The following is a 15,491-nucleotide window of genomic DNA, read 5'->3' on the forward strand; positions in this document are numbered from 1 at the left end:
AGGCGCGCGCCTGCATTGCGCCAGTCTTGGCTGCATGTTTCGGCATCATCCAACTTCCGTCGTACGACCGATTTCGGGATGTTGGCTGCCGCGCCACCCTCCTATTTTGCTCTCCAGACGCCGCCAGACGCATTGGGCGGCCGCGTGGAGAGTAAGACATTATGCCCGGCTTCGATCATACCCACCTGCGGAATAGCCTTGCCGCAGCGGCAAGTGCGCTTAGCGATAACGCTATAGCCCCGGCACTGGTTGCCGCAGCCATTGGGCAAGGTGGGGCGCGCCTGACCAGGGACGGCGCCCTGGTTGTAGAAACCGGCGCCTTCACCGGCCGCTCGCCAAAGGACAAGTTCATCGTGCGCGATCACCTGACGAAAGATCGCGTCTGGTGGGACAATTCGGGCGCCATCGGCCCGGACCAGTTCGATGTGCTGCTCGAGGACATCACCGCGCACCTGGCCGGGCAGGCCCTCTGCCGCCAGGACCTGCTGGCCGGAGCCGACCCCGCGCACCAATTTGACGTGACCGTCCTGACCCCCAGCACCTGGCATGCGCTGTTCATCCGCAATCTGCTGATCCGGCCCGGCGAGGATATCGCCCGGTCGACCGAGGCGGTCCCCGTAACCATCATTCACGCGCCCCTGTTCCAGGCGGACCCGGCGCGCCATGGTTGCCGCACCGAGACGGTGATCGCGCTCGACATGAGCCGCAATATCGTTCTGATCGCGGGCACCCGCTATGCCGGCGAGATCAAGAAGAGCGTCTTCTCGCTGTTCAATTTCCATGCCCCCAGCCAGGGGGTCCTGCCCATGCATTGCTCGGCCAATCTCGGCCCCGAGGGCGAGGCGGCGCTGTTCTTCGGGCTTTCGGGTACCGGCAAGACCACCCTGTCCAACGATCCCAAGCGCCCGCTGATCGGCGATGACGAGCATGGTTGGAGCGATAATGGCGTCTTCAATCTCGAAGGCGGGTGCTACGCCAAGACGGTCAATCTCTCGGCCAAGGCCGAGCCGGAAATCTTTGCCGCCACGCGCCGCTTCGGCACGGTGCTGGAAAATGTCGTGCTCGACGACGCCAACGTACCCCGGTTCGAGGATGTCTCGCTGACCGAGAACACCCGCGCCGCCTATCCGATCGACGTGCTGCCCTCGCTTGCCCGGGGCAGCGTGGGTGGCACGCCGAAAACAGTGGTGTTCCTCACCGCCGATGCCTTCGGCGTCCTGCCGCCATTGGCGCGGCTCTCGCCCGACCAGGCGGTCTATCATTTCCTTTCGGGCTATACCGCCAAGGTCGCGGGCACCGAGCGTGGCGTCACCGAACCGCAGGCGACTTTCTCGGCCTGTTTCGGTGCCCCCTTCATGCCGCTGCATCCCACGGTCTATGGCCAGATGCTGGCCGAACGGCTTCGCAAAAGCGGCGCGCAGGCCTGGTTGCTCAACACCGGCTGGATCGGCGGCGCCTATGGGGTGGGCAAGCGCATCGACATCGCCTCGACCCGGCGCTTGCTCAGCGCGGCGCTGGATGGCGAACTCGCTTCCGTCGAGATGCGGTTCGACCCGCTGTTCGGTTTCGAGGTGCCGATGAGCGTGCCGGGCGTTGAAGAACGCCTGCTTGATCCGCGCCAGTGCTGGGCCGATGGCGATGCCTATGACGCCCAGGCCACCAAGCTGGTGGCGTTGTTCCGCAAGAACTTCGAGAAGTTCGGGCCCGAGGCCAATGCGGAGGCCGGGCCAAGGCTGCAAATGGCCGCCGAATAGGCGGCTCCAAAACAGAAAGGGCGCCGCTGGCGCCCTTTTTCATGCCCGTCCCGATGCAGTCCGGTCAGGGGGCGTAGAAGATGTGGCTGTCGACCACGGCAACGCGGGCGAAGGTATTGGCCCAGGACGGATAGACGGCCGTGGTGTGATAATAAAGCGTCGAGCCGGGCACCGCGCCGATCTCCTCGCCCAGGGCGAATTCGGCATAGACCTTGTTGGCCAGCTCCAGCGAGCGCGCCCAGGCGCGGCGCTCGCCCGGCGTGTCGTCGCGGCCATCGCAGGCAAAGGTGAACTGGCAGCGATAACGGCCCTTGTCGGCATTCTGATAAATAACGCCGCAGAGCGAGCCGGGGAATTTCGCGGACCGGGCGCGATTGACGATGACATTGGCGACCGCGGTCTGGCCGGTCACCGTCTCACCGCGCGCCTCGTGATAGATGGCCTGGGCCAGGCACTCGCGTTCCTTATTGGCATTTTCGACGCGCTTGGCGGTCGGCTGATAGCCATTCTGGACATAGTCCGAGAGCAGGTCGGCGGACACCGAGGGGGCTGAACGGGGCAGCGGTTCGGTAAAGCTGGCAATGGCCGAGAGCGCGGTATTGCCGCCGCCCAGCGCGCCCCGGCTGATATAGCCCATCAGCAGGTCGTCGGTGAGTGCAGGCTGCGGTCCGCCCAGCGTCACATCGACCGAGCGCAATTGCTGCTGGCGCTTGACGTAATTGGCGAGCAGGGCCGGCGTCAGCTTCTGCTGGCCCGGCGCCAGCGGCACGGCGGTCGCGCCCAGCGCCGCCTGCTCACGCAGGGCGCTGATCTCTTCGGGCATCGCCTGGGGGAAAATATCTGTCTCGGCCTGGGCAGGCGAGAGGGTGACGAACAGAACCAGTGCAGCAGCACCAATCGCCAGCATGGGCGACACGGCACGCGCTATTTTCTGCTGCCAGCCAAACTGCATGCCCGGTCCTTACCCCTGGGCCCGTCCGGTACTTCCGGCAGGCCTTCTAGATCCGGGACCCCTACAAGGTCCCTGCACTTCCCGGGCGGCACACTAGACAAGCTGGCCACGGGATGGAAGTCGAAATTTACGGCTGGTTAACCATAGCCATTAGCGACTTAAGGCAGAGTTAACGCCCCCGCAAACTCAGGGAAACCCCTGATTTTTGGTAGTTTTCGGCGTGCTGAATGCGGCCTTACCCCATTGGATAAAGCTTTATCGATTTACGCGAATGGTTAATTTTTGTTCAGCAGTGTTGCCGCTCTGTCGCGCTCGAAAGCGGCCATGTGCACGTGCACAAGGCTTTCCATGATGGAAATGCCCAGGGCGTGGATGGCGTCATTGGGGCCAACCAGGTCGGGCACCATCACCGTCTGCATGCCTGCGGCATGAGCGGCGTGCACGCCGGAATGGCTGTCTTCCAGCGCCAGGCACCGGGTCGGATCGACGCCCAGACGCTCGGCGGCGATCAGATAGGGTTCGGGATGCGGCTTGGGATTGACCACGTCATCCCGCGTCACCACGGTCTCGAACAGATCGAGCAGGCCGGCTGCGCTCAAATGATGTTCGGCATGGGGATTGCGCGAGGAGGTGGCGACCGCCGTGGGGATGCCGCGGGCGCGCAGCTCGGAGATAAACGCCTTGGCGCCGGGCTTGACCGGCACACCGGCATGGCTGCGCTCACGCATGCTCAGGCGGCACTTTTCGTCGAACATGGCATAAGGAAAGGCCACACCATAGGCTTCGACCAGAAGCTGGTTGGTGCGTTCATGGCTCGACCCCACCATGGCGCTGTGCACGTCATGGGTCATTTCAAAACCCAGCTCGGTGCAGACATCAAAGACGATGTCGCGGAACACCGCTTCGGTGTCGAGCAGGGTGCCATCCATGTCGAAAATGGCGGCTTCGAACGGCGCAAGGCGGATGACGGCGGGGGTCGCGAGAGATGCAGTGTTCATTTTGTCTTCTATAGGCCGATTTGGTCCGGATCGCCAGACGGGCCGGCGCAGATCGGGGTTGCATGGGCGACGAAACAAACGCGCTCTGCTAGCGTTGGCCGGACATGACCCAGTTTATCCCATCCAAAGCCCATCACGCGCTGGGCGATGATTTTTTCGATGCCGTCGCGCCGGCCGATTTTCCGCAGACCGTGTTGCGCCATCGCGACCAGCGCTGGGCCGGCCGCATCGGTCTTGGCGCTCTGGACGAAGCCGCATGGCTTAAGCATTTCGGCCGCTTCGAGCCCCTGCCCGGTTCGTTTCCCGAACCGCTGGCGCTGCGCTATCACGGCCATCAATTCCGCTCCTACAATCCCGAACTGGGTGACGGGCGCGGATTTCTGTTTGCCCAATGCATCGATCCGGTCGACCGGCGCCTGCTCGACTTCGGCACCAAGGGCACGGGCAAGACCCCCTGGTCACGCGGCGGTGACGGGCGGCTGACGCTCAAGGGCGGGGTGCGCGAAGTGCTGGCCAGCGAAATGCTCGAAGCGCTGGGTGTCTATACCTCCAAGAGCTTCTCCCTGGTCGAGACCGGCGAGCAGCTCTGGCGCGGCGACGAGCCCTCCCCCACCCGCTCGGCGGTGCTGACGCGGCTGAGCCACAGCCATATCCGCATCGGCACCTTCCAGCGCCTGGCCTACCTGGAAGACACGCAAAACCTCACGCGGCTGGTCGATCACTGCATCGCCCATTACTATCCTGACCTGGCTGGCGCCCCGGACAAGGCCGTCGCCCTGCTCGAGGCGGTGGTGGCGCAAGTGGCCCGGCTTGGCGCACAGTGGATCGCCGCCGGCTTCGTGCATGGCGTGCTCAACACCGACAATATCAACCTCACCGGCGAGAGTTTTGACTATGGCCCCTGGCGCTTCCTGCCGGCCTATGATCCGGATTTCACCGCCGCCTATTTCGACGAGACCGGGCTTTATGCCTTTGGCCGCCAGCCCGACACCCTGGCCTGGAACCTGACCCGGCTGGCCGAATGCCTCTTGCCGCTCTCCTCCATCGAAAATCTGGAACCGGCGCTCAATACGGTCTGGCCGGTGTTTCGGGAGGAGCTGCCGCGCCAGATCCTGCGGCGGCTCGGCTTGCAACCGCGCGCGGTGGAACAGGACGGCGCCTTTGTCACCGCCCTGTTCGGCTTCCTCTCGGCCAGCAAGGCGCCCTATGAGCAGTTCTTCTTCGACTGGCGCGGCGGGGCCCTCAGCACGGCGCGGGCAGCGCAAAGCCCTTCGGCCGATCATTATGCCAGCGAAGCCTTCCGCCCTGTGGCGGATCTGATGGAAGCCTATGGCCCGGCCGGCGACGCCAATCTGGACCACCCCTATTTTGCACGCGAGACCCCACGCACCATGCTGATCGATGAGGTGGAGGCGATTTGGGCGCCGATTGCGGATAGCGATGACTGGAACCTGTTCGAGACGGCACTGGACGAGATCGCCCAGATGCGGGCCGGCTATGGGATCGATCCATAGTCGGTCATTGCCAGATCTGCTTCGCTCCCGGCTGCGCTTCCCTCCCCCTCAAGGGGAGGGAGTGAGGGTGGGGTGACCTTGCTCAAACAGTCCTCACCCAATCTCATAAGGCACCACGCTCCGTCGATCGACCGGAACCGAAATGCCCGCCGCCATGGGCGGCACCGAGCGTTGCGGGCAGTTGCGGCGCTCGCAAATGCGGCAGGAAACGCCGATCGGATCGAACGGGGCCCTGGCTAGGTCCAGATCGTCGGCATAGATCAGTTTTCCGGCATGGGTGATTTCGCAGCCCAGCGCATAGGCATAGCACCGCGTTACCCCGCGATAGCCGCCCAGCCGCTTTTCGTGGCTCCAGGCGAGACAGAGATATTGCTTGCCGTCCGGGGTTTCGGCCAATTGCCTTATGATCTGGCCATGCGCCTCAAAGGCGCGATGCACGTTCCACAAGGGGCAGGCGCCGCCGAAGCGGGCAAATTGGAGGGCGGTGGCAGAATGGCGCTTGGTAATGGTGCCCGCCGCATCGACCCGCGCGAAAAAGAACGGCACGCCGCGCTCGCGCGGCCGTTGCATGGTCGAGAGGCGATGGGCCACCTGTTCAAGGCTTGCCCCGAAAACGCGCGCCAGTTCCTCGATATCGAAGCGGTATTCGGCTGCAGCGTCGAGAAAGGCACGATAGGGCATCTGCACCGCGCCGGCGAAATAATTGGCCAGCCCCATGCGGGCAATGGGCCGGGCCTCCGGGGCCTGGAAGGCTGCCGCATCCAGGAGGCTCTCAAGCAGGCCCGCCTGTTCCAGCCCGCACAGCACCGTGGCGATCTGGAAGAACTGGCTGGACGGTTCAAGATGGGCGTTGACCCAGAGCTCGCGGCTATTGCGGTCGAACTCGGTCATGCGGTCGCCATGCGCCGGGGCCGCCAAGGTGACGCGGATATTGTGCATCTCGGCGCAATGCTGGATCAGCCGGCGCAGCCGGTCAGGGCCAATCTCGCCCAGCGCCTCGGCCAGGGTTTCGGCGGCGCGGTCGAGGGGGTCGATGTAGTTGTCGGCATAGTGGAAGAAGTCGCGCACTTCCTCATAGGCGGTCTGCACATTGGATTGCGGATCGCGCGCCAGCGCCGCATCCATGCCGGCCAGCGTTTCATTGGTCTTGCGATAGGCGCCATAAAGCGCGAGCACGGCGCGCGCCATGTCCGGCGCGCTGGTGGCGACGGTCTTGAGCTCCTGCAAATTGGGCACGGCATCACCGAACACCGGATCGGCCAGTGCTTCGCGCAGATCGACCACCAGTCGATCCGAAGCATCCGAGGTCAGGCTTGAGAGATCGAGATTGAAGCTTTCGGCCAGCGCCACCATCACCGAGGCGGTCAGCGGCCGCTGGTTGGATTCGAGCTGGTTGACATAGGACGCCGAGATGTCGAGTCGCGTCGCCAGCTCGGCCTGGGTCAGGCGATGCTGGGCGCGCAGGGCCCGCAAACGGGCGCCGGCAAACACCTTTTTCGGGGCCAATCTTCACAACTCCACAATATTGCAAACTTTGCTTTGTGTGATTGTAGCAGGCTTGCCTTTTCCTGTCTTGGGTCAGACCCATTCTGCCTATATGGTCCGGCGCAAAATTGCCGAACGGAGAGCAGCCATGAAAATCCACGACGTGCGCACCTACAAGTCCGCCGAGCCCCTGCCGCGCGAGAACCAGCTCGCCTGGAAGCTGGCCGCTGTCGCGACCGATCCGGTGCCGGTGGAGGACGATGTCGTCGAGATGATCGGCAACCGCATCATTGACAATGCTGCCGTTGCCGCCGCCTCCATCGCCCGCGGCCCGATCCGCTCGGCCCGTGCACAGGCACTGGGTCACAAATCGGATCGTGGCGCCCCGATCTTCGGCCTTGCCAATGATACGCTGGTGTCGCCGGAATGGGCCGCCTGGGCCAATGGCGTGGCGGTGCGCGAGCTGGATTTCCACGACACGTTCCTGGCCGCCGATTACAGCCATCCGGGCGACAATATTCCGCCGATCCTGGCTGTGGCGCAGACCAAGGGTCTCGATGGCGCAGCTCTCGTGCGGGGCCTGGCCGCCGGCTATGAAATCCAGGTCGATCTGGTGAAAGGCATTTGCCTGCACGAACACAAGATCGACCATATCGCCCATCTCGGCCCCTCGGCGGCCGGTGGCATTGGTGCCCTGCTCGGTCTCTCCACCGAAATCACCTATCAGGCGATCCAGCAGGCACTGCACACCACGACCACCACGCGCCAGTCCCGCAAGGGCGAGATTTCGACCTGGAAGGCCTATGCACCGGCCTTTGCCGGCAAGATGGCCATCGAGGCGGTCGACCGTGCCATGCGCGGGGAAGGCGCGCCCTCGCCGGCCTATGAGGGCGAGGACGGCTTCATCGCCTGGCTGCTGTCCGGTCCCAAGGCACTCTACCATGTGCCCCTGCCGGAACAGGGTGAGCCCAAGCGCGCCATTCTCGATACCTATACCAAGGAATATTCGGCCGAATATCAGAGCCAGGCGCTGATCGACCTGGCCCGCCGCATGGGCCCAAAGATCGGCGACCTCTCCAAGATCAAGTCGATCCTGATCAAGACCAGCCATCACACCCATTATGTAATCGGCACCGGCGCCAATGACCCGCAGAAGATGGACCCCAAGGCCAGCCGCGAGACGCTGGATCACTCGATCATGTATATCTTCGCGGTGGCCCTGGAAGATGGTGGCTGGCACCACGTCAAGAGCTATGCCCCCGAGCGCGCCCAGCGCCCCGAAACCGTTGCGCTCTGGCACAAGATCACCACCGAGGAAGACCCGATCTGGACCCAGCGCTACCACGCCAAGGGCGAGGACATGGCCTATGGCGGCCAGGTGATCGTCACCATGGACGATGGCTCGGTGATTTCCGACGAGCTGGGCGTGGCCGATGCCCATCCCAATGGCGCCCGCCCGTTCAGGCGCGCCAACTACATCGAAAAGTTCCGCACCCTTTGCGAGGGCATTGTCTCAAGGCAAGAACAGGACCGGTTCCTCGATCTGGTCGAACGCCTGCCCACCCTCAGTGCCGCAGAGGTCAAGGCGCTCAATTTCGTGGTGACGCCGGACCAGCTTGGCCCGGAAGCCCCCGCAGGGATCTTCTAAAGGAGGCGAAAATGACCGACGCACCAGGCTTTAAGCCCAAGAAATCCGTGGCCCTGTCGGGCGTCACCGCCGGCAATACGGCGCTCTGCACCGTGGGGCGCACCGGCAATGATCTGCATTATCGCGGCTATGACATTCTCGACCTGGCCGAAACCAGCGAGTTCGAGGAGGTCGCCCACCTGCTCGTTCATGGCACCCTGCCCACGCAGGCACAGTTGATCGCCTATAAGGCGCGGCTCAAATCCTTGCGCGGCCTGCCCCAGGCGGTGCGCGCTGCGCTCGAGGCGCTGCCCGCCGCCGCCCATCCGATGGATGTGATGCGCACCGGCGTTTCGGTACTGGGCTGCACCCTGCCCGAGAGCCACGACCACAACGCGCCCGACGCCCGCGCCATTGCCGACCGGCTGATGGCCTCGCTCGGGTCCATGCTGCTCTACTGGTACCATTTCGCCCATAATGGCCGCCGCATCGAAGTCGAAACCGATGATGACTCCATCGGCGGGCATTTCCTGACCGTGCTGCATGGCAAGACACCGGACGCGGACTGGGTGCGCGCCATGCACACCTCGCTCATCCTTTATGCCGAGCATGAGTTCAACGCCTCGACCTTCGCGGCCCGCGTCATCGCCGGCACGGGCTCGGACATGTATTCGGCCATTGCCGGCGCCATCGGCGCCCTGCGCGGCCCCAAGCATGGCGGCGCCAATGAAGTGGCCTTCCAGATCCAGGAGCGCTATGCCTCGCCCGACGAGGCAGAGGCCGATATCCGTGCGCGGGTGGAGAAGAAGGAAGTCATCATCGGCTTCGGCCACCCGGTCTATACCGTCTCCGATCCGCGCAATGTGGTCATCAAGCGCGTCGCCAGGAGCCTTGCCGACAAGGCAGGGGCAGGCCGCCAATATGCAATTGCCGAGCGCATCGAAAGCGTGATGATGGACGCCAAGAAGATGTTTCCGAACCTGGATTGGTTCAGCGCCGTCTCCTACAATCTGATGGGCGTGCCCACCGCCATGTTCACCCCGCTCTTTGTCATCGCCCGCACCGCGGGCTGGTCGGCGCATGTGATCGAGCAGCGCCAGGATGGCAAGATCATCCGCCCATCGGCCAATTACACCGGGCCCGAAGACCTAGCCTTCGTGCCGCTCAAGGATCGCAAGGAGGCTTAAGGCCCATGCCCTATCTCGTTTCCGCCGACCTGCCCGCGACCAGCGCCGGCAGCCGTTTTCGCGCTTTGCTGAACCGCCCGCAGATCCTGCAATTGCCCGGCGCGCATAATGGCCATGCCGCCATTCAGGCGAAAAATGCCGGCTTTGAGGGCCTCTATCTCTCCGGCGCCGCCATGACCGCCTCGATGGGCCTGCCCGATCTGGGCGTCATCACGGTCGACGAAGTCGCCTTCTTCATCCGCCAGATCGCCCGCGCCGCCGGGCTGCCGCTTCTGGTGGACGGCGACACCGGCTATGGCGAGGCGCTCAATGTCATGCACATGGTGCGCACCTTCGAGGAAGCCGGCGCCGGCGCAGTGCATCTGGAAGACCAGTTGCTGCCCAAGAAATGCGGCCACCTCAATGACAAGAAGCTGGCCGATGCGCATGACATGGCCGCCAAGGTCGCCGCTGCCGCCAGGGCCCGCCGCGACATGGTGATCATCGCCCGCACCGATGCGGCGGCCAGCGAAGGGCTGGACGGCGCCGTGGCCCGCGCCAAGCTCTATATCGAGGCCGGCGCCGATGCGATTTTCCCCGAAGCGCTGACCAGCATCGACATGTTCCGCGATTTCGCCAAGGCGATGCCGGGCGTCAAGCTCTTGGCCAATATGACCGAATTTGGCCGCACGCCCTACCAGACGGCCGCCGAGTTCGAAGCCCTGGGCTACGCCATGGTGATTTGGCCGGTCTCCTCTCTCCGTGTCGCCAACAAGGCGCAGGAAAAACTCTATGCGACTATTCTGCGCGATGGCGGCACCAAGGCCATGCTCGACCAGATGCAGACCCGCCAGGAGCTCTATGACGTGATCGGCCTGCATGATTATGAGGCGCTCGACGCCTCGATCATCAAGACCATCGTGCCCTGATCCGCCCGCGTTTGCTCTTGGTTTACCACGCCAGCAACTCGCTGGCGCGGTAAGCACCTCGTCAAGCATCCCCTGCCTAAGGTCTTTTCCTGACACAGAACGTGTCGCAGGCATTTGGGCAGCGGGATGAACGAGGAACGACAAGCCGAGCATCGTGGCGACTGGCGCCGTACCATGGCCATACCGGTCCTGCTCGCGCTTGCCGCCATGCTGGTGGCGGCCATCCTGGTCGACCGGCAGAACCAGCAGATTGCCGAGAGCAATCTGCGCTCGGATGCGCTCAACCAGATTTCGGTGATCCGCGCCAAGCTCGAAGGCCATATTGCGGGCAATATCCAGCTCATCAAGGGACTGGTCGCGGTCATCTCCACCGAACCGGACATGGACCAGGCGCGCTATGATGCCCTGGTCAGCAATATTTTCGAGGAAGGCAGCCAGTTGCGTTCGGTCGCCGCGGCGCCCGACCTGATCATTACCATGACCCATCCTCTGGCCGGCAATGAAGCCGCCATCGGGCTCAACTACCGCCAGGTGCCGGCGCAATGGCCGGCCGTGCGCGAGGTGCTGGAAACCGGCAGCCTCAATATTGCGGGGCCGGTTGATCTGGTGCAGGGCGGACAGGGCTTTGTCGGCCGCTTCCCGGTGTTTACCGGTCCTGAGGACAATCGGCAGTTCTGGGGCCTGGTCTCCGCCGTAGTGGATGTGCAAAAGCTCTATGCCGACAGTGGCCTGCTCGATCCCGAACTGGGGCTCGACATCTCGATTACTGGGCATGACGGCACCGGACGCACCGGCAAGCGCTTTTTCGGGCCGGACCTCAGCGAGGCCGACCCGGTCACCGCCAGCGTCGTGCTGCCATCAGGAAGCTGGGAGATCGCGGCCGCGCCCAAGCAGGGCTGGGGCGCTGACCCTGTCTCCACCTGGTCGCTGCGTGGCCTGATCCTGGCCGCCGGAGCCCTGATCCTGTTCCCCATCGTGGTGACCGGCCGCATGATCCGAGAGCGCCATGAGCATATTCATGAACTGGGCGTGCGCGAGAGCGAGCTGGCGCGCCTGACCCGGCGCCTCAATCTGGCCCTTGCCGTCTCCAAGGTCGGGGTGTGGGAGCTGGACATGTCCACCAACGCGGAAACCTGGGACGAGCGCAACAACGAAATCTACGGCCTGCCCACCGATGGCGCGCCGCGCCACCATGAGCACTGGCGGCAGGCAGTTCATCCCGATGATCGCGAGCAGGCCGAAGCGACCTTCCGGGCCCAGATCGCCTCAGGCTATTATGAAACCGATTACCGGGTGCTCCATTCCGATGGCACGCTGCGCTATGTGCGTTCCGTGGGCGCGCTGCACCGCGAACCGGGTCAGCCGGACAAGGTCATCGGGGTCAATTGGGACGTTACCGAGGATGTCAGGCTTAACGATGATCTGCGGCGCGCCAAGCAGCAGGCCGAGACGCGCAGCAATGATCTGGAAGCGGCCCGCATCCGCATCGAGCACAATGCGCTGCATGACAGCCTGACCGGCCTGCCGAACCGGCGCTATCTCGACGAGATCCTCAAGCAGCACGCGGCCGACGGGTTCCATGGCTGCGGCTCGATTGCCCTGCTCCACATCGATCTGGATCGGTTCAAGCAGATCAATGACACGCTGGGCCATGCAGCGGGCGACGCCATGCTGATCCATGCCAGCAAGGTGCTGCGTGCCAATTGCCGCGAGACCGATTTCGTTGCCCGCATCGGCGGGGACGAATTCGTCATCGTCTCGAGCGCGGGGCCAAGCGACGCGCATCTGCATCTGATGGCCGACCGTATCGTGCGTGAAATGCGGCGCCCCGCCCAGCATGACGGCCATGAAGTGCGCTTCGGGGTCAGCATCGGGGTGGCGGTGTCCCGCACGGCGGACATCAATGTCAACCAATTGCTGGTCAATGCCGATATTGCGCTCTATCGCGCCAAGGCGCTGGGCCGCAACCGCCATGAGTTCTTCACCGAAGCGCTACAAGCCGAGGTGGTTCGCACCAAGCGTGTGGCCGACGAAATTCTCATCGGCCTGGACAATGACGCCTTCTTCGCCTTCTACCAGCCCCAGTTCGACGCCCAGACGCTGCAGCTGATCGGCGTCGAGGCCTTGGCCCGCTGGAACCATGCCGATGGCACGATCAAGACGCCCGACCATTTCATGGACGTGGCCGAGGAGCTCAATGTCGTTTCCCAGATCGACAAGCTGATCCTGGATCAGGCGCTGGCCGATCTGGCCCGCTGGGACGAAAAAGGCTTCAACGTCCCGCGCGTCTCGGTCAATGTTTCGCTCCGGCGCCTGCATGACGAAGGGCTGGTGGAAAGCCTGCGCGCCCTGCCGCTGCAACCGGGGCGCGTGGCCTTTGAACTGGTCGAGTCGATCTATCTTGATGAAAGCGACGGGGTGGTCGCCTGGAATATCGACCAGATCAAGGAGTTGGGCATTGATGTCGAGATCGATGATTTCGGGACCGGCTATGCCTCGATCGTTTCCCTGCAGAAACTGCATCCGCGCCGCCTCAAGATCGATCGCCAACTGATCAACCCGATCCTGCATGAACCGGCCCAGCGCCAGCTCGTGGCCTCGATTGTCGATATCGGAAAATCCATGGATATCGAGATCGTCGCCGAGGGCGTGGAAACCATGGAACACGCCGAAATCCTGCGCGGCCTGGGCTGCGAAGTGCTGCAGGGCTATGCCCTGGCCCGGCCAATGAGCCGCGACGCGTTGGAAAAATTCCTGCTCAAGGGACACCACAAGCTGGTGGGTTGACGCGCCGGTCCCTCATTGGTCCTCATCCTGAGACGCCTTGCGTGGCAAGGCCGCGAAGGACGAGGGCGGCCATCGCCAGGCCGGTCAACTTTTTTATCCCCGCGTCCAAGACCTCGCTTATCCTTTCACCCATCTCTCCCGCGAAAGGGCGGACTGCAGCGAACAGTTGCGGGAGGAGCCGGTGAGACTGGATTCGCTCCAGGGCTCGCCTGCTCGTTGGGCCACCTTGCGACGAGCGATCAATAGGGGCCACGACAGCAGGAGAAACCCGGTATCCCGAGGCGGCGACGTCTCTATTACTTAGTTTTACTGAGACGCACGCGCCTCGGGATACGCTCTATTCGTCACAACCGCAGGCGCACGCGTCGGGCGGCAAAGGGTCTTGGCAATGTCAGTCGACCAGGAAATAGGTGATGGTGGTGACCACGCGCACCTTCTTGTCGATCTGCTTTTCCGGCCGGTCATTGGGGATCTCAACGGCGGGCAGGATTTCGAACACGCCCTGATTGGCGGTCTGGATATCGCCGACCTGCGCCCCGGATTCGGCGGCGAACTGTTCGGCGGTTTCCTTGGCGCGCTGGGTGGCTTCGGTCAGCATTTCACCCTTGAGGTCGTTGATGCCGGTGAACACGAAGCTGGCCCCGGCGCTATAGGCGTCGGAGGAGAACACCACGCCCTGGCGCAAGAGATCGGCGACCGAACGGCTCGCCTCGGCCAGATCCTGCACCCGGTCGGTGGTGACCAGCAAATCCTCGGTCAGCACGAAGCGGTATTCGTCGTTCATGGCGTTGGCGTTGTAGCCCGCCGCCCGGTCTTCAACGAGCACGTTCTGGACCTGGATTTCGGTTTCGGCAAAGCCGCGTTCGGACAGGAATTCGCGCACCGAGGCCTCGGAGGCTTCAAGGCTCGCCCGCGCCGCTTGCAGGGTCGGGCCGGTGGCCACGAAGCGAATGGGCCAGAAGCCCAGATTGGCCTCGACGGCGCGTTCGGAAAGCCCCTTGACCGTGACCACGCGCAGCGGCTGGCGGCTTTCTACCAGCGAAGTACCGACAAACCAGCCGGCCAGCGCCATGCCGGCCGCCAGAAAAACTGCGGCAACAATTGCGACGATTTTCATGCTAGTCCCTCCGCGAATATCCCCTGGCGGGGAGTTGAGCGCCGCGATCATGGCGCGACAATGGCATAGGAGGAGCTGGCTGAATGGCGCATGAACACAGGATTTTCGGGCTGGGCGTGGTGGGCGCCGGCATGGCGGCAAAACCGCACGCCCTGGCGCTCAACGCGCTCAAGGACCAGGTCGCCGTGCGCGGCGTGTGGCGACGCAACAGGGCCGAGCTTGACCAGTTCTGCGCCGAATATGACCTCCCCGCGGCCCAGAGCTACGAGGCCCTGCTGGCCGACCCGGCGGTGGACGCCATTCTGGTGCTCACCCCGCCCAATGCCCGCGAAGAAATCGTGGCTGCCGCCGCCAAGGCAGGCAAGCATGTGCTGATGGAAAAGCCAGTGGAGCGCTCCACTGAAGCGGCCGGGCGCATCGTTGCCGCCTGCGGCAAGGCCGGTGTGACGCTGGGCATTATTTTCCAGCACCGGTTCCGCGCCGCCTCAAAGGCCCTGGCCGAAAAAGTGGCGAGCGGCGCTTTGGGCGATTTGCAGGCCGTGCATCTGGTCGTGCCTTGGTGGCGCCCGCAAGAAGGATATTACGACAAGCCGGGTCGCGGCACATTCGCCCAGGATGGCGGCGGCGTGCTGATCACCCAGGCGATCCATTCGCTCGACCTCATGCTCAGCCTCACCGGCCCGGTCAAGGCGGTGACGGCCCTGTCCGCCACGACCGGACTGCACCAGATGGAAACTGAGGATTTCGTGGCCGGGGGCATGGAATTTATCAATGGCGCGGTTGGCGCGCTGATGGCCACCACCGCCAATTTTCCGGGTGGGCCCGAAAGCCTGACGCTCAATTTCAGCAAGGCCAGCGCCACGCTGACCGGGGGCAATCTGACGCTGAACCGGTTTGACGGGCAGACTGAGACCGTGGGTGAAGCCAGTTCGTCCGGCGGCGGCGCCGACCCGATGGCGTTCCCATTCGACTGGCATATGGCCCAGATCGCCGAGTTCGCCGATGCCGTGCAGCAGGGCCGCCAGCCGGTCTCGACAGGTCACACGGCGCTCAACGTGCACCGGCTCATCGACGCCCTGATCCGCTCGGGGAAGGAAGGGAAAAGGGTGGAGGTATAGCTTGAAATAGCGGTGGCCGCGGACGCACACCTCTCCCCTTAGGG

General features: G+C 63.9%; 11 protein-coding genes. 7 read left to right on the plus strand and 4 right to left on the minus strand.

Annotated elements, in window-relative coordinates; all coding sequences use genetic code 11:
* Positions 1-161: 161 nt before the first annotated feature.
* Positions 162-1,754, plus strand: a complete 1,593-nt coding sequence (pckA, locus tag DDE76_RS00780; protein ID WP_104892343.1) for a phosphoenolpyruvate carboxykinase (ATP) — start codon at positions 162-164, stop codon at positions 1,752-1,754.
* 64 nt (positions 1,755-1,818) lie between these two features.
* Here pckA and DDE76_RS00785 read toward each other — a convergent pair whose 3' ends face one another.
* Positions 1,819-2,706: a cell wall hydrolase gene (locus DDE76_RS00785; protein ID WP_104892344.1), complete on the minus strand. Its 888-nt coding sequence runs from the start codon at positions 2,704-2,706 to the stop codon at positions 1,819-1,821.
* 275 nt (positions 2,707-2,981) lie between these two features.
* On the minus strand, positions 2,982-3,704 hold the full coding sequence (locus tag DDE76_RS00790; RefSeq protein WP_104892345.1) for an HAD family hydrolase: 723 nt from the start codon (positions 3,702-3,704) through the stop codon (positions 2,982-2,984).
* A 104-nt stretch (positions 3,705-3,808) separates the two neighbouring features.
* On the opposite strand from DDE76_RS00790, the gene DDE76_RS00795 reads away from it, so the two are divergent.
* Positions 3,809-5,218: a protein adenylyltransferase SelO gene (locus DDE76_RS00795; protein WP_104892346.1), complete on the plus strand. Its 1,410-nt coding sequence runs from the start codon at positions 3,809-3,811 to the stop codon at positions 5,216-5,218.
* A 93-nt stretch (positions 5,219-5,311) separates the two neighbouring features.
* Here the strand turns inward: DDE76_RS00795 and DDE76_RS00800 are convergent, their stop codons facing one another.
* Positions 5,312-6,724, minus strand: a complete 1,413-nt coding sequence (locus tag DDE76_RS00800) for a helix-turn-helix domain-containing protein (RefSeq protein ID WP_104892347.1) — start codon at positions 6,722-6,724, stop codon at positions 5,312-5,314.
* Between the two features lie 127 nt (positions 6,725-6,851).
* Between DDE76_RS00800 and DDE76_RS00805 the strand changes: the two genes are divergently transcribed.
* The 4 genes from DDE76_RS00805 to DDE76_RS00820 all read left to right on the plus strand — a co-directional run bounded on the left by DDE76_RS00805 (position 6,852) and on the right by DDE76_RS00820 (position 13,212).
* Positions 6,852-8,351 (plus strand): MmgE/PrpD family protein, encoded by a 1,500-nt coding sequence (locus tag DDE76_RS00805; RefSeq protein WP_104894791.1) that lies wholly within the window; start codon positions 6,852-6,854, stop codon positions 8,349-8,351.
* Positions 8,352-8,362: 11 nt separating this feature from the next.
* Positions 8,363-9,517 (plus strand): bifunctional 2-methylcitrate synthase/citrate synthase, encoded by a 1,155-nt coding sequence (gene prpC, locus DDE76_RS00810; protein ID WP_104892348.1) that lies wholly within the window; start codon positions 8,363-8,365, stop codon positions 9,515-9,517.
* A 5-nt stretch (positions 9,518-9,522) separates the two neighbouring features.
* Positions 9,523-10,425, plus strand: a complete 903-nt coding sequence (prpB, locus tag DDE76_RS00815; RefSeq protein WP_104892349.1) for a methylisocitrate lyase — start codon at positions 9,523-9,525, stop codon at positions 10,423-10,425.
* A gap of 126 nt (positions 10,426-10,551) precedes the next feature.
* Positions 10,552-13,212, plus strand: coding sequence for a bifunctional diguanylate cyclase/phosphodiesterase (locus DDE76_RS00820; protein WP_245891751.1), 2,661 nt, complete (start codon positions 10,552-10,554; stop codon positions 13,210-13,212).
* Between the two features lie 391 nt (positions 13,213-13,603).
* On the opposite strand, the gene DDE76_RS00825 is transcribed toward DDE76_RS00820, so the two are convergent.
* A complete protein-coding gene (locus tag DDE76_RS00825; protein WP_157955599.1) occupies positions 13,604-14,329 on the minus strand; it encodes an SIMPL domain-containing protein in 726 nt (241 codons plus the stop codon).
* An 83-nt stretch (positions 14,330-14,412) separates the two neighbouring features.
* Between DDE76_RS00825 and DDE76_RS00830 the strand changes: the two genes are divergently transcribed.
* Positions 14,413-15,447 carry a Gfo/Idh/MocA family protein gene (locus DDE76_RS00830; RefSeq protein ID WP_104892351.1) on the plus strand — a complete coding sequence of 345 codons (1,035 nt, stop codon included), beginning with the start codon at positions 14,413-14,415 and terminating at the stop codon, positions 15,445-15,447.
* Positions 15,448-15,491 lie beyond the last annotated feature (44 nt).

Source organism: Devosia indica (assembly GCF_003056405.1).
Taxonomy (GTDB): Bacteria; Pseudomonadota; Alphaproteobacteria; order Rhizobiales; family Devosiaceae; genus Devosia; species Devosia indica.

Coding starts and splice junctions, on each gene's coding strand:
- DDE76_RS00790 (WP_104892345.1), bottom strand. CDS start 3,704: ATGAACACTGCATCTCTCGCGACCCCCGCCGTCATCCGCCTTGCGCCG.
- DDE76_RS00805 (WP_104894791.1), top strand. CDS start 6,852: ATGAAAATCCACGACGTGCGCACCTACAAGTCCGCCGAGCCCCTGCCG.
- DDE76_RS00785 (WP_104892344.1), bottom strand. CDS start 2,706: ATGCAGTTTGGCTGGCAGCAGAAAATAGCGCGTGCCGTGTCGCCCATG.
- DDE76_RS00830 (WP_104892351.1), top strand. CDS start 14,413: ATGGCGCATGAACACAGGATTTTCGGGCTGGGCGTGGTGGGCGCCGGC.
- prpB (WP_104892349.1), top strand. CDS start 9,523: ATGCCCTATCTCGTTTCCGCCGACCTGCCCGCGACCAGCGCCGGCAGC.
- DDE76_RS00825 (WP_157955599.1), bottom strand. CDS start 14,329: ATGAAAATCGTCGCAATTGTTGCCGCAGTTTTTCTGGCGGCCGGCATG.
- DDE76_RS00820 (WP_245891751.1), top strand. CDS start 10,552: ATGAACGAGGAACGACAAGCCGAGCATCGTGGCGACTGGCGCCGTACC.
- DDE76_RS00795 (WP_104892346.1), top strand. CDS start 3,809: ATGACCCAGTTTATCCCATCCAAAGCCCATCACGCGCTGGGCGATGAT.
- pckA (WP_104892343.1), top strand. CDS start 162: ATGCCCGGCTTCGATCATACCCACCTGCGGAATAGCCTTGCCGCAGCG.
- prpC (WP_104892348.1), top strand. CDS start 8,363: ATGACCGACGCACCAGGCTTTAAGCCCAAGAAATCCGTGGCCCTGTCG.